This is a genomic window from Microcoleus sp. Pol12B3 (assembly GCF_036701355.1).
Lineage (GTDB): Bacteria > Cyanobacteriota > Cyanobacteriia > Cyanobacteriales > Microcoleaceae > Microcoleus.
In genome coordinates, this window is record NZ_JAUBQS010000021.1 from 85,480 (window position 1) to 107,897 (window position 22,418).

Below are 22,418 nucleotides of genomic sequence, written 5' to 3' on the forward strand. Positions count from 1 at the left end.
TTATTATGAAATCCTGGTTTGCCAGCGATCCCTGTAATTATAATTATGTGGCTTCAATTGGGGTCAGCAAATTTAAAGGCCCTAATCATAAACCGCTTGTCATTCGTTCAATTGGGGTCAGCTTTCATAAAGACCCTAAATATATAAAATAAATTTAAGCCCAGCGCCAGCCTTCACTGATAGAAGAGCTGGCGTTCGGCATTTTGCTAGGAGCGGGAGATTGGGAGAGAGAATCAGTAGGGTGCACACCCCGCACAGGGAGGCCAGTACAAGCGCCCTGAACCTAGTTTTTTTGCCTAGCATCCGATATAGGTAATACCAGTTCCCGAAATCATGCAACTGTAGACCCGTGTTCAAAACCACGATCGTCATCAGTCATTCGCAAATCTCAAATCTCAAATCTCAAATCTCAAATGGTATAAGTGCTGGGGCGATAGAATAATTTGGTATTTCCCGAAGACCTTAGCCTGTGCAGTAACTAATGAGATGTGTCAAAGTCTAAGTAGAAAAAGATGTTGGGAGGTTTTACTATGGGTCGATCATTTTTCCAAGGGCGGTGGACGTTATTTTTTGCAGCAGGCGCGGGAATTGTATTTTACAGCAATGCTGCGGCGGCTGCCGAAAAGGTAGTGCTCAAATACAGTGCGATCCGAATGACTTTACCCGTCAGCGAATTAGAAATTTTTGCAGAAACTGGGCAAATGTCGCCCGCGTTAGAAATGCTGCTGGGAAAGGCAAAAAAAGACCCGGAAGCGGTTCGCAACAGTCTGACGAGACCGGTAAAAGTCAGTCAAAGCTTTTTGGATCGGACGCTTAACAGCAAGGTTGGGGAAATAATTCTCGATGAAGTCGGTCAGGTAATTAGCACTCCTTCTGGGAATGCAAATCGAGAAGCATTGCGCGAGGCCTTGGTGCTGTCTGCAACTAATGATAACGAGATTACACTTCTGGAAGCGATGAAGAATTATCCTACTCCAGAAGTTTATGTTGAGGGCGATCGCTTAGTTGAAGCTTACGGTAAACTTGTAGCTTTGTCAGAACAATTGGGCGGCGTTTCAGAACGACTGCAAGATATTTTAAATAAGATTCGCCTGCCTAGACTGTAGTTGCTGTTGTGAAGGATGGTTGATTGCTTCTAGCGATCGCACAATGTTTCTGAACCTGCATCAATTACAGGGGAGTTACATTTTTTTGTGCAAAATTTGCCTAATTTTGACAGGACTTTAAAAAAAGAATGCAACAGTAGACAAGCTTCAAACCTAACGGGAATCAGGCATTCTCAAACCTAAAATCTAAAATCGTATAAGTTGGCTGTAAAAGAAGTGTCGGGATAAACGTTCCATCCTTTACACAAATTTCAAATAAAATATATATATTTTGATCCATAAAACTCTGTAAGTGAAAAATAGGGAAACACCTTGTGTATCCCCCATAAACTGAAATACGATCGGGTGGACATTGTAGATTATCTATCTTAAGATATATCAACGCTGTCAGAGTCAGGCGCTTGGGAAAAACCACGGGTAATTAGTAAGCTCGTGCTATAAAAGACACTATTACGCAACCTATACGCCAAAACTCTTGACTAAAAAAAGTTGAAAAAAGGTGAGAGACTGTATTAATTAACAGCACCTCAATTCCCAATAAAACCGTACTTGCCAAGATAGCCTAGTTTCACTATACCGACGGTATTTACTGAGTAACATTAGCAACATGAACTACAATCCTATTCGTTCAAAAGACCGTTTCTTGGTTTTCGGTGCTCCGGCGATCGAAGATGCTGAAATTCAAGAAGTGGTGTCAACCCTGAAAACAGGTTGGTTGGGTACTGGCCCGAAAGTCATGAGTTTTCAAGACGAATTCAATGCTTACAAGGGTTCCCAGTACGCGATTGCAGTCAATTCTTGTACGGCGGCACTGCACTTGAGCATCCTCGCTGCTTCGTTAAAACCGGGGGATGAAGTCATTACTACTCCAATGACTTTTTGTGCCACCGTTAATGCGATTATTCACGCCGGGGCAACACCGATACTGGCGGATGTAGATCCGGTGACAATGAATATTGACCCGGCTCAAGTCGCAGCTAAAATAACTTCAAAAACTAAAGCCATTTTGCCTGTTCACTTCGCAGGTCGTTCCTGCGATATGGATGCGCTGTGCGAGATTGCTCGCCGTCATAACTTGAAGTTAATTGAAGACTGTGCTCACGCGATGGAAACAGAGTACAAGGGGCGGAAAGCAGGCACATTTGGCGACTTCGGATGCTTCAGCTTTTATGTTACCAAAAATATCACGACGGGTGAAGGAGGAATGATTCTGGTCGCCAGTCAAGAAGATACCGACAGGCTCAACATTTTAGCGCTGCACGGTATGAGCAAAGATGCTTGGAAGCGATTCGGAGACTCGGGTTACCAGCACTACGAAGTGGTGGGAGTCGGTTTTAAATACAATATGATGGATCTGCAAGCTGCGATCGGCATTCATCAAATGAAACGAATTACTCCTTATTGGCAGCGACGGGAGCAGATTTGGCAGCGCTACAACGAAGCATTTGCGGATCTGCCCATTACTTTGCCCGCCAACCCCGAACCGGATACCATTCATGCTTATCACCTGTACACCATTCTGGTAGATGAAGCCAAAGCAGGAATCAGCCGCGACGAGTTTCTCAACGCTATCAATGCGGAAAATATCGGTGTCGGCGTACATTACATGAGTATGCCGGAACATCCTATCTATCAAGAAATGTTTGGATGGCAGCCGGAAGACTATCCGAATGCTGCGTACATTGGGCGGCATACAGTTAGCTTGCCGATTTCGGCAAAATTAACAGATGCAGATGTGGAAGATGTAATTGCGGCTGTTAAAAAGTGTTTGGCAATCGGCCAAGCTAAAAGTCTAGTTTTAGCAACAGCAGACTAAAGTCGTTAAATCGGTTGTCATTAAAACATCCTAGCTGTTTTTTAGAAAAAGCAAGTAGGATGTTTTTTAACTCCCCAACGCTTTGTTAGTTTTTAGCGCCTTGGCAGTCATTTTACTTAAATGTTATCGTTTTACAGTACAATCACTCTCAGGTTACTGAATCTGCTTTTAAATAAAACAAGATAAAACAAGACAGCTCTATAAACTGAGCATTCCTCTCCTATGTGAATAGGCTTCTTGCCAAATTCTTTTTTATCACTTTATTAAGCTGAGCAGGCGGGACGCCCCCCACAAAAAATGACTCGTGTGAATTGGACAGGAGAACCAGTCCAAGTTATTATTCAAGAGGTCTAATTTTTAGATGAAAGCAGACAAAATTGAGTTGATTAAAAATTAATGCTATGTTAAAACTTAGTGCTTTATTCCCATTTCATTGTAATAACCGAGCCATCAGCCACGTATTTTTTTCAGTGTGCAAAGAATGGCAAGGCCCTGATCTGAAGGCACTTATGGTTGTCCCGAGTTGCGATCGCGAGTGCCGCAACTCCAATATAGTTGAAGCAATTCCGTCATTTCTGACACCATTGTATTACCGCAGCCCTAGTGCTCCCAGAATTAAGGCAGAGAAGCGTTTTATCAAAGAGCTCAAAAATTTTGATGTTGCCTACTTGTGGCCCGGTACCTCAGTAGATACTGTAAAGAGCGTTAACAAGCAGAGTAAGGCGATTTTTTGGGAGCGAGTTAATAATTCTCAAAGGCAAGCTAAGAGTATCCTTGACGATGCTTACTCTCGCTTGGGATTGCAACCTCAACACGACATTACCCCAGAGAAAATTCAGAGAGAAGAGCAAAAACTCAAGGAAATTAACTTTCTGTTTTGTCCTAGTCCGATAGTACTAAAATCGTTTCAAGAAGCCGGAGTTTCTGAAGAGAAACTGCTTTTAACCACTGAAGGTTGGTCGCCAGAGCGTTTTCCCAATTATCAATCCCCAAAACCGCCTTCAGAGGAAGTTAACGTCCTTTTCCTAGGTTTTGCCTGCGTCCGCAAAGGGGTTCACCTGCTCTTGCAGGCTTGGGAGCGAGCTGGCATTAATGGATCGCTGACAATTTTTGGCAAACTCGAACCGGCGATCGCTCAAACTTGCAGGGATTTGCTGAAACGTTCTGATGTAGTTTACTTTGATTATGCTTTAGACTACAGTTCTGCCTATCGCCAAGCTGACTTTTTTGCCTTTCCCAGTCTTGAGGAAGGTAGCCCACTCGTCATCTATGAGGCAATGGGTCATGGTTTGCCCATTCTTGCTTCACCTATGGGAGGAGGTGGTGTTGTGCGTGATGGCATTGAGGGCATAATTCTTCCTCCCTACGATACTGACGCCTGGGTGGAGGGACTGCGAAAACTATCTAATTCTCCTGATTTGCGGGCTAAAATGGGAGCCGCCGCCCGTCAGCGAGCTTTGGAGTTGACATGGCCACAAGTTGCTGCTAGGCGCCAAGAGCAGATCCTGCAGAAAATGAACGCAAAATGAAAAATAGGCGTTGCTTAATCAGGGTATGAAAAAGATCGGTTGAAAATCCCCAAGCTTTGTCGATACTGGTTTCTATGACTGGCATATTTAGCCTTTCATACCGTAAATCAGCAACGCCGAAAAATAAATAGGGCTTACGGTGTAAAAGGTTTGTAATCAGATTGATGTGGATGGTTTGATGTACTGCCACTGTAGCACTGTTAATTTTATTTTTGTTCAGCATTCTTATAAAGAATTTTGGCAATAGCCCAGTCAACAGATAGCAGCCGCAGTCTCTCTGTCTGGGGGTTTCAGGCTAATTTTCTCTTGAAATCTCTGAAAGTGCGTGGCCAGTAGGCTGCCGAAATTAATCCGCACTGCGTAAGCAGAAATACTGTCCCCTGCAATTTGATGCCCGAAGTTCAGCTCGACACTCACTCTAGACACTCACATAGCATATTGGAGGGGATGCCAGCAGAATTGGCCTGTAAAATTCACAAACCGTGGCCATATTTGGTTTTATGGTACTCAATAAGCCAAAGTTTCTAAAGTTTCCCGCAGATAAGAACGAACTTGCTGATCGATGGTGGCATTTTGCTGCTGACGCTCAAAATTGAGTTCTAGCTGCCAGCGTTGAAATCCTGAACTTGCGCCGATCGCGGATTTGAGACTGCCCCAGATTTCAGAATCTTCGCACAGCTCGATCGGCTCTGCGGCTTGAGGTTCTTCTGCAAGCGGTAGATAATTCGCCATATTTTTATACCTCTGTTTTAATCCCTTGTAAGGATTGAAAGGTGACCTTGACACTCTCTATTATAGATTCTTCTCTCCAAAGAGCCAACCTAAAATATCCACAACCTGCGGTTAAAAATTAAATATTAAGACTATTAATAATCTCTATCCGAAGAGGGGCCTTGCCTATTTTTTTCACAGCATACATCTGTACAAATTAAAGTAGCTTAAACTACAATTGTCCCCCTCTTAATTTTTTCTTTCACTTTTTTTCGCTCCAGTCTTCGGGTAGAGATGTAACGCCGTTGTTGTCAGCAGGTGTTGGGTTGACAATACTGCCGACTGACAAGTTCCCTATGCCGGATGCTGGCCCAATTGACTCTGCGGGTGCAGCCACAGCGACAGTTGTCTCGGCTGCCAAAGCCGGCAAAAGTCGATCGACTTGCCAAGGCGCGATCGTAAAATCCTGCCGAATTTTTTCTAAAACATGAGGCTTTGTCGCTGCAAATTCTAATTCCGGCGTCAGCAAAACCGCCATGACACTAGCAGATACCTGCAAAAACAAATTGCTGGCTAAAAAAGCAGCAACTGCCAACAACAATCCAGCCCACCGCCAGGAAGGAGGAAAGGGAGCCACCGAAGCCGCCAGGGGGGCCCATCGGTAAAGCTGCCACAAAATTACTGCCAGCAAAACAGCTACAAAAAGAGCGATGCCTTGATTTAACTTAGTTTTAAACCGAGTCAGAAGCCGGTGCTGCACAGAAGTTAAATTCTGCGGTTTTACTGCCACAACTAAAATACTAAAAATGTAAAAAGGGCGGAACCACTGCATCCACAGCACAGGAAAAATACCTGCTACAGCTACTAAAAATATTTCTAACCAGACAGGGAGCAGGGGAGAACCCACTGCGAGTCCCAGCAAGCACAGTCCCAGGAAAATCGGCAGTGTAGCAGCCCCAGAAAGGTGAATCCACAAAAAAGGATCTGACCAAAAAGAACGCACTTTAAATAATTATGAGTTATGAGTTATGAGTTTTGAATTTTGAGAGTCTGGGACGCACTCTTGACCCAGAAACCAGGTGCGAAGAGTACATTTCTAACGGTCAAACCGAGCGTTTTGGGAGGAAACTCGGTTGATTTGCGTAAGTCTTATTTTAGTTTTAAATTTTGAATTTTCAGCAACATCCAAGATAATTATGACCTTGTTAATTGCTAACATCTTTGCTTTTATTGCTTCTTCATTCTTTCCTCGATAACTAAAATCTTCTTCCTTCTGCTACTAAGTTAAAAACCCAAGTTGCGAGTGATGAGTTTGGGAGTATTGAGTGAAGAGAAGAGTTGCGAGCGATCGGCAATTTGGTTGCGATCGCTCCAAAATTCTCTTCCCACTCAACACTCACAACTCAAAACTATTGAGAGAGAGTCCGGCGTTTAGTAACCATCCGGTAGGCTTCAATCATATCCCCCTCCGCCCAGTCGCTAAACCCGCTCAAGGAAATGCCGCATTCAAAGCCAGCATTGACTTCCTTGGCATCTTCCTTCATCCGTTTTAGGGAGTCGAGGACACCTTCGTAAACGACATTGTTGCCCCGGCGCACCCGCACCTTACAGTTACGGATGACTTTGCCAGAGAGTACCATACATCCAGCCACAGCCCCGCGACCGATCGCAAAGACAGCGCGCACTTCGACTTGACCCAAAGGTTCTTCCACCAATTCGGGTTCCAGCAGGCCTTCCATAGCCCCTTGAATGTCATCCAAGAGGTTGTAGATGATGCTGTATTCCCGCACGTCTACCCCCGCTTGGTCAGCCGCGAGGCGAGCGTCGGTGGCGAGAGTAGTATTGAACCCAATAATTACAGCATTACTGGCTGCTGCGAGGTCAATATCCGTTTCAGTAATTTCCCCAGGAGCAGATAGCAGCAGTCGGAGTTGAACTTCTTTTTGAGGAAGTTGAGTCAGAGCGCCGACAATTGCTTCGAGGGAGCCTTGGACATCTGCCTTCAAGATCAAGTTTAGTTCCTTGAGAACGCCTTCCTTAGCTTGTTGAGAGAAGCCGCTGAGGCTGATCCGGCCGCCTTGCAGCAGGCGGGAATCTCGTTGAGAGGTAGCTCTTCCAGAGGCGATCGCCGCAGCTTCTTTTTCGTTTGCGAAGACATCAAACTCGTCTCCGGCGCGAGGAACTTCCCGCAGCCCCAGCACTTCCACCGCGAAGGATGGAGTTGCTTGCTCTACGCGATCGCCCCGGTCATCGATCATGGCGCGCACCTTGCCCAAAGCCGAGCCTGCGACCACAATATCGCCCACTCGCAGAGTACCGTTCTGCACCAGCAGAGTTGCCACAGGCCCCCTTGCCTTGTCGAGGTGAGCTTCAATCACCGTACCCTTAGCCGGTCGGTGCGGGTTGGCGTTGAGGTCTTCCATTTCCGCCACTGTCAGAATCATTTCCAACAGCGTATCCAGGTTTTCGCCTCGGATCGCGCTGACTGGAACCATAGTGATATCGCCGCCCCAGTCATCTGCGACCAAGCCGTACTCAGTAAGCTCTTGCTTCACCCGTTCCGGCTGAGCACCCTCCTTGTCAACTTTATTGATAGCCACGACAATTGGCACTTTCGCCGCTTTCGCGTGGCTGATCGCTTCAATTGTCTGGGGTCGCACGCCGTCGTCCGCCGCCACCACCAAGATGGCGATGTCCGTAACCCGTGTTCCCCGAGCCCGCATCGCTGTAAAGGCTTCGTGACCGGGCGTATCCAAAAATACCACCTGCTGGCTCTTGCCTTCGTGTTCCACATCCACGTGGTAAGCACCGATGTGCTGGGTAATCCCCCCAGCTTCTCCCTGAGCCACCTTGGTTTTGCGGATCGAGTCCAGCAAGGTAGTTTTGCCGTGATCCACGTGGCCCATAATCGTTACAACTGGCGGACGGCGTTCGAGGTATTCCAAATCCGCTGCATCCAGCATCTCGATCACTTTGATAGCTGGGGCTACTTTTTCTGGGGTTTCCACCTCTACGCCCATTTCTTCGGCTACCATCCTCACCGCTGGAATGTCCAGGGTTTCGGTAATATTTACCGCAATTCCTTTAGAGAAAAGCCGCTTAATAATTTCGGTTTCGGGAACAGCCAGACTAAGTGCTAGTTCTTGAACGGTCATCGGCCTGCTCAGCAGCAGCTTTTCTGGACGTTCTACCTTAGCTTCGGCTGTTTTGCCCCGGTTGCCGCGTCCCCCGCTCGAACCCGAAGAAGAACTTTTATCGTGAGAAGGGCCTGGTCTCTTATTTTTTCCGCTGCTGCCGGGTGCGCCCGGAGTTGGTGTTGACTTGGGTGCTGCTTGTCCCTTCGCTTTAGCTGGGCGGGCTAGGGACAGGCTGACCGTGACTGGTGCTGGCAGATCCAAGCCGTTTTCTAAGTCATCGTCATCCTCGTCTATGGGTTTGAGGCGAGAACGTTTTGCCTTAACAGCCTTGGCAGCTTTTGCCGCATCTGAGTTTTCGTCATCATCTTCTTCCCAAATGACTGATGTCTTTTTGGCAGGACGAGGAAGAGTTGGCCTGCTGAGGAGAGGAATCTCCAGCAACGGCGTATTATCTTCTTCATTGTCATCCGTGTCATCCCCTGCGGCTCCGGTGTCACCGCCGCGGCTACGCAGCCCGGTAGCTGACGTTGCGGGGGCAAGGCTCCGGCGCGGGCCACCCGGCTGGGGTCGATCTGCCAGTTGAGTTTTGACTGGGCCACCAGCGCCTTCCCGGCGCGGTCTTTGTGCGTCGCGAGATTCGGTAGCAGATCCCGGTGCTGGTCGGCTGGGGCGACTCGGTTTAGCCGGCGCTTCCAGAGTTTCTGAATGTTGTGATTGCTCTTGCTCGGTTTTGGCAAGTTTGAGTACCGGCTTGTTTCCCAGACTTTGTGGGTTACGGCTAGCCGACTCGGACGCCGCTCTGACTGGCGGCGACGTGAGTTTTGCCGAAGGCGCGGGAGGGGCGATCGGCGGTTGCGGGATGCGATCTGGAGCCTTTTCCGACGGCGGTTGAGGTGCCGCAGGTGCCTGAGCCTGGGCGGTGGTTTCCGGGGCGATCGCACCTACATTTTCCGACACTTCTGACGGAGCTGCGGAGACTGCGACATTTGGCTTCGACAGTACAGGTCTATTGATATTCGGTTTAGCTGGAGGCTGGAGTTGTTGAGCTGCAGGCGACTTGGGAGGAGTTGCCACGGTTGCCGCGGGCTGGTTTTTGTTCTCCTCGTTGCCTGCAGGCTGGGAGGAAGCACCAGCCGGCCGTACTTTTGGACTGCGTATTTCTAAAATTTGCTGCTTTTTTTGTTGGTCGTTAGGGTGAGGGCCAGATTCTCTAGATGGCGCTGCTGCTCTTTCGGGTGGAGCTGGCTTGCCGGGGGAAGAGTGGCTACTGGCTACGTATTTTTCCGCCGTTTTGCGAATGCGCTCTGCTTCGGATTCTGTAATTGTGCTGCTGTGGCTCTTGACTGAAATATTGAGCCGCTCGCATACTGCCAAGATGTCTTTATTATCCAAATTTAGTTCCCGTGATAATTCGTAAATTCTTACTTTGCCGTTGTTCATCCACTCTGCCCTCTTTTATGCCAACCAGTTTTTACATTGTGATTTTTTGTGCTAATGACGACATCATTCGGTGTGATTGATTCAGTGTCAGGAATCGGGGTTGCGGTACTCTCTCAGCAATTTTATCTAGAAAGATGCAACTCGCTGAAGTCTGCGGTTGAAGAATTCTCAAGTCTGTTTGGCAACTTGGAACTCCGAAGTCTGAGTTTTGGCAAAACCCACTCTCTCAAGCTTCAAAGTTTGCCTTTCCACCTTGAGGATACCTCTGCTAGTACCCTACCCTTATCTAATCTGACACAAATCTTTCCAGACTGGTGGGCAGATCGGATTGGGGTTTTATAGCTGGCGCTACCGGTAATTACTGGTAGGGCTGCCAAGAGGGTTTATACAGTCGATGCCGAACTATTGTCGGTTTTTCATCCGGGTGAGCCAGAGTAAGATGTACAGTCAGATGTGGCTAAACGCTGCCAAAGTGTTTGGTACAGTTCGTCAGACACAGGCGCTTTGAGCGATCGCCCAAGTCGATTTTTTTTCTGAGCTGCTTTGAGGCATTCTGTTTCCCGACAAAGGTAAGCAGAACGGCCCATGCCACGATCTAATTGTACCTGATGAGAAGGATAGAGCCTGACTACTCGCCAAAAAGCTTCCTTAGGAGCTATTTTTCGACAACTTGCACAGCACCGGTAGTTCGGTTTCATTTCTTGTGAGAGGGGGAGTAGGGGGAGAGAGGGGATTAGCGGACAAGTCCTGCTTGTGTCCCGAAGAGAGAAAATCTTATGACAAGGACTCAGAAGAAAGAATTCAGAATTCAAAATACGCTATGCCCCAAGTCAGGGGCAACAGTCACGGAAAAAATTTTTGCGATCCCCGATTTTAATCGGGGACTTTCAACCTCGATCCTCCATCCTGTCGCACAGAACCCATTCTGGATTCTGGCTCCTGAATTCTCAATTCTTCTTCGGTAAATGTCACAGTTTTTAGACTGCGGCTTCGGTTTCCTCCGTGGCGGCTGCCTCCTCTTCCTCAAATTCTGCGGTTTCCTCGTCGCCGTCGTAGTCCCCCGCTTCGTCAGCATCGTAGTCGCCTGCTAGTTCTTCGAGCCTAGTTGCTTCTGCTGCCAATTTGCTGTCTTCGGCCGCGCGATCGTACTTAGCAATATCTTTGATATCGATTTTCCAACCTGTTAGGCGGGCTGCGAGGCGGACGTTCTGACCTTCTTTGCCAATGGCAAGACTGAGTTGGTCTTCAGCGACCAAAATGTGAGCTCTCCTGCCTTCTGGAGCAACTAAACGCACTTCATCTACTCTAGCGGGACTCAGAGCGTTAGCAATATAAGTTGCTGGGTCTGGAGACCAGCGGATCACGTCGATTTTTTCGCCGCGCAATTCGTTGACTACTACCTGAATCCGCGATCCCCGCGCTCCGATGCAGGCTCCTACGGGGTCTACGTCGCGATCGAGAGTATCAACTGCTATTTTAGTCCGGGGGCCGACGTGCCGGGAGGGCGGATTTGCCTCCCTGGCTACGGCGACAATCCTCACCACCCCGTCTTCTATTTCTGGTACTTCGTTAGCAAACAGGTAAACCACCAAACCTGCGTCGGCTCTAGAAACAAGTAACTGCGGCCCACGAGTTGAGCCTTCGCCTACCTTTTTGAGATAAACCTTGAATGTAGCGTTTGCCCGATAATTGTCGTTGGGCAACTGTTCGCGCTTAGGGAGTTCGGCATCTACTTCTGGCTGACCGAAGCTGCTGGTAACTGCTAAAATTACCGACTGCCTCTCAAACCTGAGCACTCTGGCTTGAAGAACAGTTTCTTCTAAATCTTTAAACTCTTCTTGAATCATTTTGCGCTGTTGGTCGCGCAGTTTTTGAGCGAGAACTTGTTTGGTCTGGATGGCGGCCATGCGACCAAATTCTTTTTGATTTGGTGTTACGTCTACGAGCACAATGCTGCCAGGCTGAGCTTCCGTGGCTACTTCTTGCACTTCGGAAAGTGAGATTTCGTGATCGGGATTGATGACTTCTTCGACAATAGTTTTGTTGGCTAAAACGCGGAAACCTTCTTGTTCGGCATCGAGTTCTACATCAAAGTTGTCGAAGTATTCTTCGCTGAAGTGATCGAGTTTTTGGGTACGGCGGTAGCGTTCGTATCCTTTGAGCAGGGCTTCTCGCAAGGCTGCTTGGACTGCGTGTTTGGGTAAATTGCGTTCTTTGCTAATACCTTCGACCATTTCTTTTAGTCCGGGCAGGGGAACCATTGACATATAAAACTCTCCTTTTTGGCTGTGTAATAAGTAACTGGTAATCGGTAATTCGTACTTGGAAATTTTCAAGAAAAAGTGATGACAGAGGAGTGATGAGTTACTGAATAGGATTAGGGGAACTCGGTGCTGTAACAATTTATTTGTTATTCCTATTCAACCCGCTGCTACAGATAGGATTGTTAAAAATTAACTCGCAGCCAAGCGTTTTCAGCTTGCTGCGAGGCAATCTCAAAACTCAAAACTCAAAACTCAAAACTTAAAACTCAAAATTTCCCTTTAAATCTCCTTTCCTTCGTCTAGTTCAACTTTGACAATCTGAGGGCGGGGAATTTTAACCTGTCGCCCTTTTTGATTGAGATAAACCGCTGTTTCATCCCGGCCCAGGAGTAGTCCTTTCCACTCTTTGATTCGCGAGTCCGGTTCGGTGGTTTTGGCTGTCACGGGGAAACCTTTAAAGGTAATAAATTCTCGATCGCTGCTGAGCAATCGGGATATTCCGGGACTGGAAATCTCTAGCACGTAGGCATCGGGTATGATGTCGGCTGCCTCTAACTCAGCATCGAGGGCTGTGCTCATGCGCTCGCAGTCGGCTAAACCAGTGTCTTGTTGGAGGTTGCGGATGTCTACCCGCAAGACGGGAGGATTTTGGTTGGTGTGAAACACTGCTCCCACTACTTCCAATCCCAGTGTTTCCGCAACGGGGGTAGCTAAGTCAATGATTTGTGGGATTAGGGGATGAGTCATATCGAATACTTAAGTTAAAACTCCTAAACTCGGACACGGGCAAGGAAAAATTTGGTGTTGAGATTGCTTGGCTTTGAGGTGGTTTGATTAGGTGGCTGCGACTTTCGTCTTCAACTTTGGGACTTACCCAACATCCCAGCAGGGGATCTCAAGCGGGGGGGTACCCCTACTAAATCAGTCCTCAACTTGCAAATCAGACGCCCTGAGCTCTTTTCCTGCGACTAATGCAACAAAAAAAGTGGGCTTGACCCACTCCTAGGTAAAACAATTTCTTCCAAGAAGTTTGAGGGCTTCTTCTTGATCGAAGGGAGGCCTCACTTCTCAGTTTAGCTCGATCGCCCGCCCGGTGACAAACCGATCGCCATCGGGGGAGTGTCCGAGGGCAGAGGGTGAGAGCTGACAGAGGGAATGAGGACGACTTCATCACCGTTTTGGAGTGGGGCGAGGGCCAATTCCTGCTTGATACCGAAGCCGGTGCGATCGCCCCTCGAACAGTGGGGAAGTGGCACTCAGGCCTTCTAGGGCTTGCGATACGGGAGTTTCTTTGGGAAATTCTAATTTCAGTTCGGACCAGCCCTCTGCTTCTTGATAGGGGGTGAAGAGCTTGACAGTGAGGGTGATTGGTAGATTAGACAGGGGCGATCGCAAGATTAACGATATATTGACAAAACAGCAAAACTAAGATTAACCCTCAAAAATCCCCATTACTAATGCTGAATTGGAAGCTCAATTACAAACTCTACCCCCCATTCGGGCGAGGAAATGCAAGTCAGCTTACCACCATGTTTTCGTTCTACGATCTCACGGCTAATAGACAAACCTAAACCTGTCCCTTTACCTACTGATTTAGTAGTAAACATCGGCGTGAATAAATGCTGCATTACTTCCTGAGTTATGCCAACCCCATTATCAGCAATCCGAATCACCACTCGGTCATCCTGAAGCATTTCCGTGCAGATCCGAATCTGTGGAGTGTCATTGCTCTGTTTCTTTTCCCCGCACAGCGGACAACTGATCGTAGACTCTTCTAAAGCATCAATTCCATTCGCCAATATATTCATAAACACCTGATTTAGTTGCCCCGGATAACACTCTACTAGCGGCAATTCCCCATACTCTTTAATCACTGCAATTCCTGGGAAACTTCCTTTAGGTTTCAGTCGATGCCCTAAAATTAATAAGGTACTATCTAGCCCATCGTGAATATTCACTGGCGTTAGTGCCGATGTATCCAAGCGAGAAAAATTACGCAGTGACTTAGAAAGATTGTAAAGTCGCTCTGTTCCTACCGCCATTGAATCAATAATTTTGGGCAAATCTTCAACAATAAAATCTAACTCAATCTCCTGGGACTTATCCTCAAGTTCTGATGTCGAAGTAAAGTTGTGCTGGCAAAGCCGAGTCATCTCGATCAAATCTGCAATATATTCCTTAGCAATCGGAATATTATTGGATATAAAACTAACTGGATTGTTAATTTCGTGAGCTACCCCAGCTACAAGTTGACCCAGACAAGCCATCTTTTCACTTTGAACGATTTGCACTTGAGCTTTTTTAAGATTATCCAAAGCTTGAGAAAGTTCAGCCGTTCGTTCTTCCACCCGTTTTTCTAACTCCTGCGCGAGCTGATGTAACGCTGCTTCTGCTGCGAGCCTTTCTTCTATTTCCCGTTTGAGGAGCAGATTTTGATCTGCAAGAATTTTAGTAAGAGAACGCAGCTTTAAATGGAGGTTGACGCGAGCTAACACCTCCTTTTGTTCAAAGGGCTTAGTAATGTAATCCACAGCCCCTAGATTAAAACCTTTGACCTTATCTCCTACGTCAGAAAGAGCCGTCATAAAAATTACCGAAATTTCGTTAGTCAACGGACTTGCCTTCAGCCGATGACAGGTTTCAAACCCGTCAATTCCTGGCATCATCACATCTAACAGAATCAAATCAGGTTGACTATATTCAGCCTGTTCGATGGCAGTTTCGCCATCAGTTGCTACCAATATCTCCCATCCAGAACCCGCTAAAGCTTCAGAAAGCACGTCCAGATTGCTAGGATTATCATCGACGATTAAGATGCTACTTGTTTCCATATTTGCTGCCTTCATTCTTTTTCTATTCTGTGGGATGTAATAAACTCTTTTATTTTTTTGACTTGATAGCCTTGGGCTAACTGGCGCAGCTCAACAGCAAAGGACACAAATTTCTGATCCAATTTCTCTATGTGCTCAGTGCGCTTCACAATTCCTTTCACGTTGCCTCTCATCGCCAGTTCAAGTAGGAGTTCAATTTCTCCTGGCGGGGGAGCAACTACAGAATTGGATTCAGAAAGTGATTGAGGATCAGAGGAAAATGGAATATTGCTGATTTTTTCATTTTTTCGTTCGTCATATATCCATTCAAGTTTTAAATACTTTTGCAACATCTCAAATAGCTCTTCTGCCTGCACTGGCTTACCGAGAAAATCGTTGGCTCCCCCCTCCAAACTTTTATGTTGATCGGTAGCAAATACACTGGCAGATGAAGCAATGATTGCCACGTCTTTATAGTGTGACAAATTTCGGATACGGCGCATCATCTCAAAGCCATCTAACACTGGCATCACCAAGTCAGTGATAATCAAATCGAACTGAAACTCTTCTATTTTTTCTAAACCTTCTTGACCGTTTTTAGCTTCGGTTACTTCAAAGCCGAGGGGTTCCAGCAGATTCACAATGACCGAGAGGTTTTCCCATTTGTCATCCACAACCAAAACTTTCTGCTTTCTACCTTGGTAGCCAACCAGCTTTCTTTGCTTGGCAATCGTGGCTGTATTTGCCCAGTCTGCCGCTTCCGGTAAATCTAAATCTAGCCAAAAAACACTGCCTGTTCGTGACTGACTTTTTACTTGAATCGTACTACCCATCATTTCGACAATTTTCTGGCTAATTGTTAAACCGAGTCCGGTTCCTTCCGCCTGACGATTGCTGTCTCCTACTTGTTCAAAAGGCAAAAATATTTTTTTTAATTGTTCTGGTGTCATACCAACGCCAGTATCTTCTATTTGAAACCGAATTTTGTGAATTGGTGAGGCTACCTTTTGCCGATGGCTTTGTACCTTTTCACCTGTCCCTTTTTCCAGATGTTCTATCTTAAAAGTCACTCGTCCACCATCGGTAAACTTAATTGCATTGCTCAGTAAGTTAATTAGTACCTGTCGTAAGCGTTTCTCGTCAGCGTAGATGCCAGCAGGCAGGTCAGAACTGGGTTGATAAACAAAAGCAATTCCTTTTTGTTCGGCTCGGATGCGGCAGATTTCTGCGACTCCCTGCAAAAAGGAAGGAAAATGGAAATCTTTCGCGTATAGTTCCAATTTCTGGGCTTCTATTTTAGCGAGGTCTAAGATGTCATTGATCAGGGTTAGCAGGTGGGAGCCACACTGGTGAATAATACTGATGCCTTGGAGTTCCTTCGGAGCCATCGTTTTTGAGCGTTCTAGGATTTGAGCGTATCCTAAAATTCCATTAAGTGGTGTTCTCAATTCGTGACTCATATTCGCTAAAAATTCACTTTTAGCTTGGTTGGCACTATCAGCGATTTGTTTGGCTTCCGTGAGTTCAGCGGTGCGTTCTTCTACTCGGATTTCTAGCTCGGAATTGGTCTTGGCTAGCGCCTCAAAGGATTCGCGCAACTGTTGTGCCATAAGGTTGAAAGACTGCCCCAGAACTTCTAGTTCTTCTACACCTTTTACCTGCACATTTTTCTCTAAGTCGCCACTGGCGATCGCTCTAGAAGCTGCGCTCAAATGGAGAATCGGGCTGGTAATCCAGCGTGCGGTTAAGATTCCCAAAACGGTAGCCAGCGCCAAGGCTCCGAAACACAACAAAATGGTAGTCTGGGTATTGGCGTTAATTTGATCCATGAAATCGCTTTCAGGAACTACGACGACGATCAGCCAGTCCAATCCTCGGCTATCCTGAAAGGGCATAACTTGGAGAAATTGCCGCTGGCCGGCGATCGTAAAATCTAATTGCTGAGAGCTATTAATTTTAGTGAGGTTGCCAAAGTGTTCTTTTAAATGCGCTGTTGTCAGCCGAATTAAATCATCTGTGCTCTCTAAAGCATTCAGGCGATCGAGCTTGTCATTGTTGGTGATAAATGCTTCTTTGAGAGTTGAACTGGCTACTAGGAGTCCAGAACGTTCCATAATGAATGTTTGTCCTGAACGACCGATGTTTAAGCTGTGCAGGAAGTCACTGAGGAAAGAGATCAGAAAATTAGCAACGAATACCCCGCGCAGTTCGCCACTTTCGTCATAAACAGGATGTCCGGCAGGAAGCGAGAGGGTTTTCTGACCTGTAAGCGAAAAAATTTCGCTCCATGTGGGCTTGCCTAAGCGTACACTGTCTTTATACCATGAACGGGTGAGTATATTGTAGTTGCGGGAGACTTTTAACAGCTTCGTTTGATTGCCTTTGCTATCAGATTCATAAATATGAAGTTCATTTCGATGCTCTTTGTCTGCTATTTTAAAAACTACTTTGCCATTCTCTTGGCGTTCAATGGCAATGAATTCTCCAGTTTTAGTAGCAAAACCCATATTGGGCAGAGAAGGAAAGGCTTGAATTTGCTCCCACAAATAGCGCTCCGTACTCTCCAAATCGTCTGGATTTAAGTATCCTAGTCGAATGGCATTGGCATTCAGTTGATTGACGCGAGGGGCTGTGTCTAGGTAAGTGTTGAGCTGCTGCTGGATGCGGGCCGTAATTTCACTCCGCAACTGGCTAGCAACTTCGTTGACTGCTTTTTGCCCGTTGCGTAAGGAGAGCCAGCCAGTGAGTCCGACGGCAGCAAAGATTTGCACGACGAATGGCAATACTAAAATCAGGCGCAGGGACACCTTTTTTTTTGAACGGTTTGACAGGAAAGTGGTTGGAGAGGTCTGTGACATTGATTGGTGTTACTCCGGGGGTAACGAGTTGGCTGAAAATTTTCAGTGGATTTAGTGAAATGAGGCTGAGGAAATATATATTGAAAAGAAATTTATAAGAGTTAGTGTAAATTTTTAGAAAGTAATTTACTTGAACAAGCATTGCTACTTACGTATTTTCCCTGAAAGCTTTATAATTATAGCTGACTTAAAATGCTGACGCGCCTTATTTTTTATAGCCGTTGTAATTTTTTATCGCTTACCAAAGCAGTTAGAAATCCTATCTAATAGATTACCTCGTTTAGAGATATTTGTAGTAGTTTTTAACTTTACTTTACACAGTGCTACTAAAAAGTATAATTTCATCAAACTTACATATAAAGTGATATAATATACGTCTAAAAAAAATTGACCTTTCTCGCTAAAAAAATGACACGCAGGCCGCTGAGAACCGTAACGGCGGTCTAACTCACTACCGCGCTGAAGATTTGATGCACAACCCTGCAGATGACTCTCGTAGAGAATGCCGATCGCAAATGAAACTTTACAATTCCCGCAAGTTTCATTTGCAAGAGTTACAGCAGGGTAATTGCTAATTGCTAATTGGAGAAGAAAAAAATAAGTAGAGCGCTGGAGCAGAGGGGATTATAACAGAGGAGAAAGCTGAGGCTATTCTTTTAATTCTGCGACACTATCTCAGCTTAATAGTGAATTTGGTATTAGAGGTGAACACATGGCTGGCAAGGATTTTAAGGTTCTTCAAATCCGAGAGGCTAGGGTTTGTCATCAGTTGATGTAAAGGAGAGATATAGCCGACTAGAAGGATTCGCTCGGCATGACAAGTCGCCGTTATGCCCTACGGGATTAACAGTGGGAAAGGATCGAAGATTTGTGGCGGCGACGTGAAGGTGATGTGGGTGGGACAGTCTGCTTACAATTGGTTATTCGTGGAAGTGGTCTTGTACCGCTACCAAGGGGGCATCACCTGGGGAGACTTGCCCTAACGCGGGGCTATCCGTTGCAATTCTTTGGCTTGTTCTAAAATTTTCTCGAAGTCTTCTTCGCTCAACCGCTGAATGTAGTTGATTTTAAACTCTTCTAGGAAGTCGCACAGCAGCAGTTGTATTTCTTGCCAGGTTTGCTGCTGTTGCAGTTCCGTTCCTAAAGCTTGCCCGAAATGTTGGACTAGCTGGCTGGAGAGTTTGATGCTTATGGGGTCTTCGCTGGCGATTTTGAAGGCTTCGTAGGCATCTTGGGGGCCGAGGGTGGCTAATTTTGAAAGTTCTGCAACTAATTGCTCTGCTAGCTGTCGAGGCAGGTTTCCCAGGCCGGGTACTTGCTTCCATCCTTCATACAGGGGGGATTGTTTGAGGAAGGTTTCAATATTGTACCGGAGGAGGGCTTCTAGGTCGGGTTGGAGTTGCGGGAGGACTTTGTAGACGGTTATTTGGACTAGATGGGTGGCGATCGCTTCTATTTCATTGATATTGTTGATGTCTAGATAGCGCTGTTTTTTAGATTGAAATAGTTGACGAGCGAGTTCGCCTGTGGTAATTGATTGTTGCATCTGGTTGATGAGTTGAATTACTACAACTTCGGTCAATTCTTGGGCGAAGTTGGCGACGAAACCTCGGCTGATTTGGGTGCGTATGGGTTGGAGATCTGGCATTTTGGCTTGGTGGATGCGAATTGTGACGGGTAATATTCGCAACAGGCGCCAGAATGGGAGCAGCAGGAAGATGTCGTACCATCGCCAGAGCATGGCTGCTCGCCAAGTGACGCTGCGGTGACGGCGGCCGATCAAGTAGGTACGGGCGAGAAATTCGATCGCGAATATGGCAATGAATGGCAGGTCGATTTGCCAGAATTTATCGGTAAATTCGCCGTTTTCTCCGATCTCGCGGTAATAGTTAGTGGCGATTAATGGCTTGATTTTGGTGTCAAACCACTTGATTTCTTTTTGCCAGCCTTGTTTGTTTAAATAGTCAGGACTCCAGAATGTTTGGAATGATTTTTTAGCGGAGTCTTGCGGATTTGGGACGCGATCGCGCATCCGGTCTTTGATTTTTTCTAGGGTGCCGCTTTTTGATGCTACTCGAAAGGGATCTTCGTCGATCATTTTCGCGCTCAGATTGTTTATTTCCTGCAATTTTGCTGCTACTTGGGGAGAGGGCAACCCTGTTTGCACTACTTGAATTTTTAACTCTTCTAAGGTTTCTAGATATTGCTGGGTGTCTCGGTGGGGTTTAATTCCTTTAAATGGGTCGTATACTTGAGTTAGAACTGGCAGTTGCCGGAGGTAGAAATCTCGACCGGGGACGTAAGTTATGTCAAATAATACTAGACTTAAATTTCCTAGGGCGACCAGTGCCATGAACCGCTCGAACCATGGTACTTTTGGTGATTTTATGCGGGAGTTTGGAGTGGGAGAGAGCTGTAGTTTTGGTGTCACTGGCGATTCCTAATTAAGTAGACCGATCGAATTAGATATAACTGGTAATAGCTGAAAAAAGGAAACAGGGAAAACTGGCTAAGTGTCTGGTCTGGCTCGGATTGCGTTCGAGGAAGCTATTATTGATTTTAACGTGCGTTTGTTGGGGATTTTTGGATTGTTAATTATGCCTGGTTAAGTTAAAAATTATCCGGGTAAGATATTAAAGTAGATCGAACTTGACGGAAGCTGTGGCTCCCGTTAGGGTGCTTCTCTCTGGCAATAAAATTATATCTCAGGCGGAATCCTCAGTTTTTTTGTCGTTGCAGAACTCACGGGGCTGGTAATAAATTACTATTTCTGTTTGATCTGGTGGCTCTTTGACCGCTAAATCAAATGTTTTGCACGGAGCGGAGTCTAAGGTTAGATATGGACTTCGAGTTTGAGGTCCAACCCTCAAGAGAGTTATACTTGCTCAGGGGCAGTCTGGTGAGAGCGCCCCCTCCGATGGCGAGGGTGGCTGCCGTCTCCGTAAGGTTCGAGGTCTTGCCTCTACAAAAACCAGCTCGCGATCGGACTCTTGAATAATATAAAACCCTGAGTATAATTTTGTTCGCATTTTTTTAATATATGACATACTGCCTTAATCTCGATTGCCCAAGAGACAAGCGTCAGAACCCACCAGGCACAAAGTATTGTCTTAATTGTGGTTCAAAGCTGCTGCTAAAAGACCTTTATTCAGCAACTGAGCCGCTGCGCGATGGGGGATTTGGTAGGACTTTTCGAGCTGTTAATCATGGAAAATTTGAGGAATTGTGCGTGATAAAACAGTTATCACCCCCTCAAGAATTTCAGCGGAAGCCCGGTCATTTTAAAAAATACGTTCGACTGTTTGAACAAGAGGCAAGGCGGTTATACGAACTGAAGCACCCGCAAATTCCTCAGTTAATTTCTTATTTTGAGGAAGATGGACGCTTGTATTTAGTCCAAGAGTTTATTGATGGCAATAATTTAAAGGATGAGTTAGATAACTACGGTGCTTATAGCGAAATTAAAACTTGCGAACTGCTGTTAGACTTGTTGCCTTTATTGAAGTTTGTTCACGACAGAAATGTAATTCACCGCGATATTAAGCCTGAGAATGTGATCCGCAGATCTCGCGATCGTAAGTTAGTGCTGATAGATTTTGGGGTTTCTAAACAGGTAGTAGCTGCTGCTCCGACCAAAACAGGAACTAAGTTGGGAACTCCCGGCTACGCGGCTCTTGAACAGCGTCACGGTAGGGCTGTTCCTGCTAGCGACCTTTATAGTTTGGGGGTGACTTGCATCCGCTTGCTGACTTCTGTTATGCCTTACCTGGATATCTATGGGGACATTCACGATGACCTTTACGATCCACTTGAAGGCCGGTGGCTTTGGAGAGAGGCTTTGCCAAAAGGAACACAAATTAGCGAGGATTTAGGCCGGGTTTTGGATAAGTTGATTCAGGAATATGTTAAAGATCGTTACAAATCGGCTGTGGAAGTTCTGGAGGCTTTAAAACCTCGTGTTGTTGTTGTCCCCGTGCTGGAAAATTCCCAGCAGGCAACTGTTGTTAGTCATTCTGTTCCTACTCAACCTGTGACTCTTCCTCCGCTAGTTTCTGTGAATTTAGAGTCGGAAAAAGGTATTGATTATTCTCACTTGGCAAGGCTGCTGGCTGCTAAAAATTGGCGGGGTGCTGATGAGGAAACTTCTGTGAAAATGCTGGAGGTGATGCAGCAAATTTCACGGGGTTATTTGAGCGAGGAAGATATTAGGAAGTTTCCAGCTAAGGATTTGCAGACTATCGATCAACTTTGGGTGCGGCACAGTCACCGCAGATTTGGTTTTTCTGTGCAAAAGGGTTTGTGGCTAAAGTTGGGGGGAAAGCCTGGTGTTTATGATGCTACAGTTTGGGAGAAGTTTGGCGATCGAGTGGGCTGGCGGGTTAACAACCAGTGGGTATACTATTCGGAGCTGAATTTTACTTCTAAAGCAAAGCCTGGACATTTGCCGGGGGGGACTGTTTTTGGGTGGGAAGGCGGGGTTTTGTGCGGTGTTTTGGGTTTGGGTGGGATCTGGTTTCTGCTGTCGCGGCGGGATTTGTAAAGGGAAGGTAGAAGGTAGAAGGCAGAATTTATTAGTTAGGCTGCACCCCAAGCGAAGTCGAAGTGTTAGTCATGAAAGAGTTTTGAGTTGGGAATGGCTCTCCTGAGTTTATGGTGTAAAATGTACCTATTAATACATTTACCGTTATGAGCTTCCATTTAGACTATCTATTAGCCTTGCCTGGAGTCAGGGTTGAAACTTGTACTC

The 22,418-nt window shown here is 46.3% G+C and carries 15 protein-coding genes and 1 pseudogene; 6 read left to right on the plus strand and 10 right to left on the minus strand.

The annotated features are described in order from the left end of the window. The first annotated feature begins 530 nt into the window (after positions 1 to 530). The 3 genes from QUA53_RS13140 to QUA53_RS13150 all read left to right on the plus strand — a co-directional run bounded on the left by QUA53_RS13140 (position 531) and on the right by QUA53_RS13150 (position 4,451). Positions 531 to 1,106: an alpha/beta hydrolase gene (locus tag QUA53_RS13140; protein WP_333066676.1), complete on the plus strand. Its 576-nt coding sequence runs from the start codon at positions 531 to 533 to the stop codon at positions 1,104 to 1,106. 607 nt (positions 1,107 to 1,713) lie between these two features. Beyond that, positions 1,714 to 2,922, plus strand: coding sequence for a DegT/DnrJ/EryC1/StrS family aminotransferase (locus tag QUA53_RS13145; RefSeq protein WP_333095993.1), 1,209 nt, complete (start codon positions 1,714 to 1,716; stop codon positions 2,920 to 2,922). 509 nt (positions 2,923 to 3,431) lie between these two features. Beyond that, on the plus strand, positions 3,432 to 4,451 hold the full coding sequence (locus QUA53_RS13150; protein WP_333095992.1) for a glycosyltransferase family 4 protein: 1,020 nt from the start codon (positions 3,432 to 3,434) through the stop codon (positions 4,449 to 4,451). 507 nt (positions 4,452 to 4,958) lie between these two features. Here QUA53_RS13150 and QUA53_RS13155 read toward each other — a convergent pair. From QUA53_RS13155 to infB, 3 genes are all read right to left on the minus strand, one after another. Beyond that, on the minus strand, positions 4,959 to 5,183 hold the full coding sequence (locus tag QUA53_RS13155; protein WP_015178993.1) for a hypothetical protein: 225 nt from the start codon (positions 5,181 to 5,183) through the stop codon (positions 4,959 to 4,961). Positions 5,184 to 5,424: 241 nt separating this feature from the next. After that, on the minus strand, positions 5,425 to 6,138 hold the full coding sequence (locus QUA53_RS13160) for a low-complexity tail membrane protein (protein ID WP_333219254.1): 714 nt from the start codon (positions 6,136 to 6,138) through the stop codon (positions 5,425 to 5,427). Positions 6,139 to 6,571: 433 nt separating this feature from the next. After that, the gene (infB, locus tag QUA53_RS13165; protein ID WP_333095989.1) at positions 6,572 to 9,739 is read right to left on the minus strand and encodes a translation initiation factor IF-2; all 3,168 of its coding nucleotides are present in this window, start codon (positions 9,737 to 9,739) and stop codon (positions 6,572 to 6,574) included. A gap of 54 nt (positions 9,740 to 9,793) precedes the next feature. Between infB and QUA53_RS13170 the strand changes: the two genes are divergently transcribed. Further along, a complete protein-coding gene (locus QUA53_RS13170; protein ID WP_333077133.1) occupies positions 9,794 to 10,081 on the plus strand; it encodes a hypothetical protein in 288 nt (95 codons plus the stop codon). A gap of 74 nt (positions 10,082 to 10,155) precedes the next feature. Here QUA53_RS13170 and QUA53_RS13175 read toward each other — a convergent pair whose 3' ends face one another. From QUA53_RS13175 to QUA53_RS13200, 6 genes are all read right to left on the minus strand, one after another. After that, positions 10,156 to 10,437: a YlxR family protein gene (locus QUA53_RS13175; protein ID WP_333066666.1), complete on the minus strand. Its 282-nt coding sequence runs from the start codon at positions 10,435 to 10,437 to the stop codon at positions 10,156 to 10,158. 279 nt (positions 10,438 to 10,716) lie between these two features. Next, complete coding sequence (nusA, locus tag QUA53_RS13180) at positions 10,717 to 12,006, minus strand: transcription termination factor NusA (RefSeq protein ID WP_333095988.1); 1,290 nt, start codon at positions 12,004 to 12,006, stop codon at positions 10,717 to 10,719. Between the two features lie 276 nt (positions 12,007 to 12,282). Then, positions 12,283 to 12,750, minus strand: a complete 468-nt coding sequence (gene rimP, locus QUA53_RS13185) for a ribosome maturation factor RimP (protein ID WP_333095987.1) — start codon at positions 12,748 to 12,750, stop codon at positions 12,283 to 12,285. 326 nt (positions 12,751 to 13,076) lie between these two features. Further along, complete coding sequence (locus QUA53_RS13190; protein WP_333095986.1) at positions 13,077 to 13,259, minus strand: hypothetical protein; 183 nt, start codon at positions 13,257 to 13,259, stop codon at positions 13,077 to 13,079. A 198-nt stretch (positions 13,260 to 13,457) separates the two neighbouring features. After that, on the minus strand, positions 13,458 to 14,849 hold the full coding sequence (locus tag QUA53_RS13195) for a response regulator (RefSeq protein WP_333095985.1): 1,392 nt from the start codon (positions 14,847 to 14,849) through the stop codon (positions 13,458 to 13,460). Next, positions 14,846 to 17,671: an ATP-binding protein gene (locus tag QUA53_RS13200; protein WP_333095984.1), complete on the minus strand. Its 2,826-nt coding sequence runs from the start codon at positions 17,669 to 17,671 to the stop codon at positions 14,846 to 14,848. The genes QUA53_RS13195 and QUA53_RS13200 overlap by 4 nt, the downstream gene beginning before the upstream one ends. 859 nt (positions 17,672 to 18,530) lie before the next feature. Here QUA53_RS13200 and QUA53_RS13205 point away from each other — a divergent pair. After that, a pseudogene (locus tag QUA53_RS13205) lies at positions 18,531 to 18,651 on the plus strand (IS5/IS1182 family transposase); the annotation flags it as partial. On the opposite strand, the gene QUA53_RS13210 reads toward QUA53_RS13205, so the two are convergent. After that, positions 18,651 to 20,102, minus strand: a complete 1,452-nt coding sequence (locus QUA53_RS13210; protein WP_333095983.1) for a hypothetical protein — start codon at positions 20,100 to 20,102, stop codon at positions 18,651 to 18,653. The pseudogene QUA53_RS13205 and the gene QUA53_RS13210 overlap by 1 nt on opposite strands. Positions 20,103 to 20,711: 609 nt before the next feature. On the opposite strand from QUA53_RS13210, the gene QUA53_RS13215 reads away from it, so the two are divergent. Next, positions 20,712 to 22,211 carry a GUN4 domain-containing protein gene (locus QUA53_RS13215; protein ID WP_333095982.1) on the plus strand — a complete coding sequence of 500 codons (1,500 nt, stop codon included), beginning with the start codon at positions 20,712 to 20,714 and terminating at the stop codon, positions 22,209 to 22,211. Positions 22,212 to 22,418 lie beyond the last annotated feature (207 nt).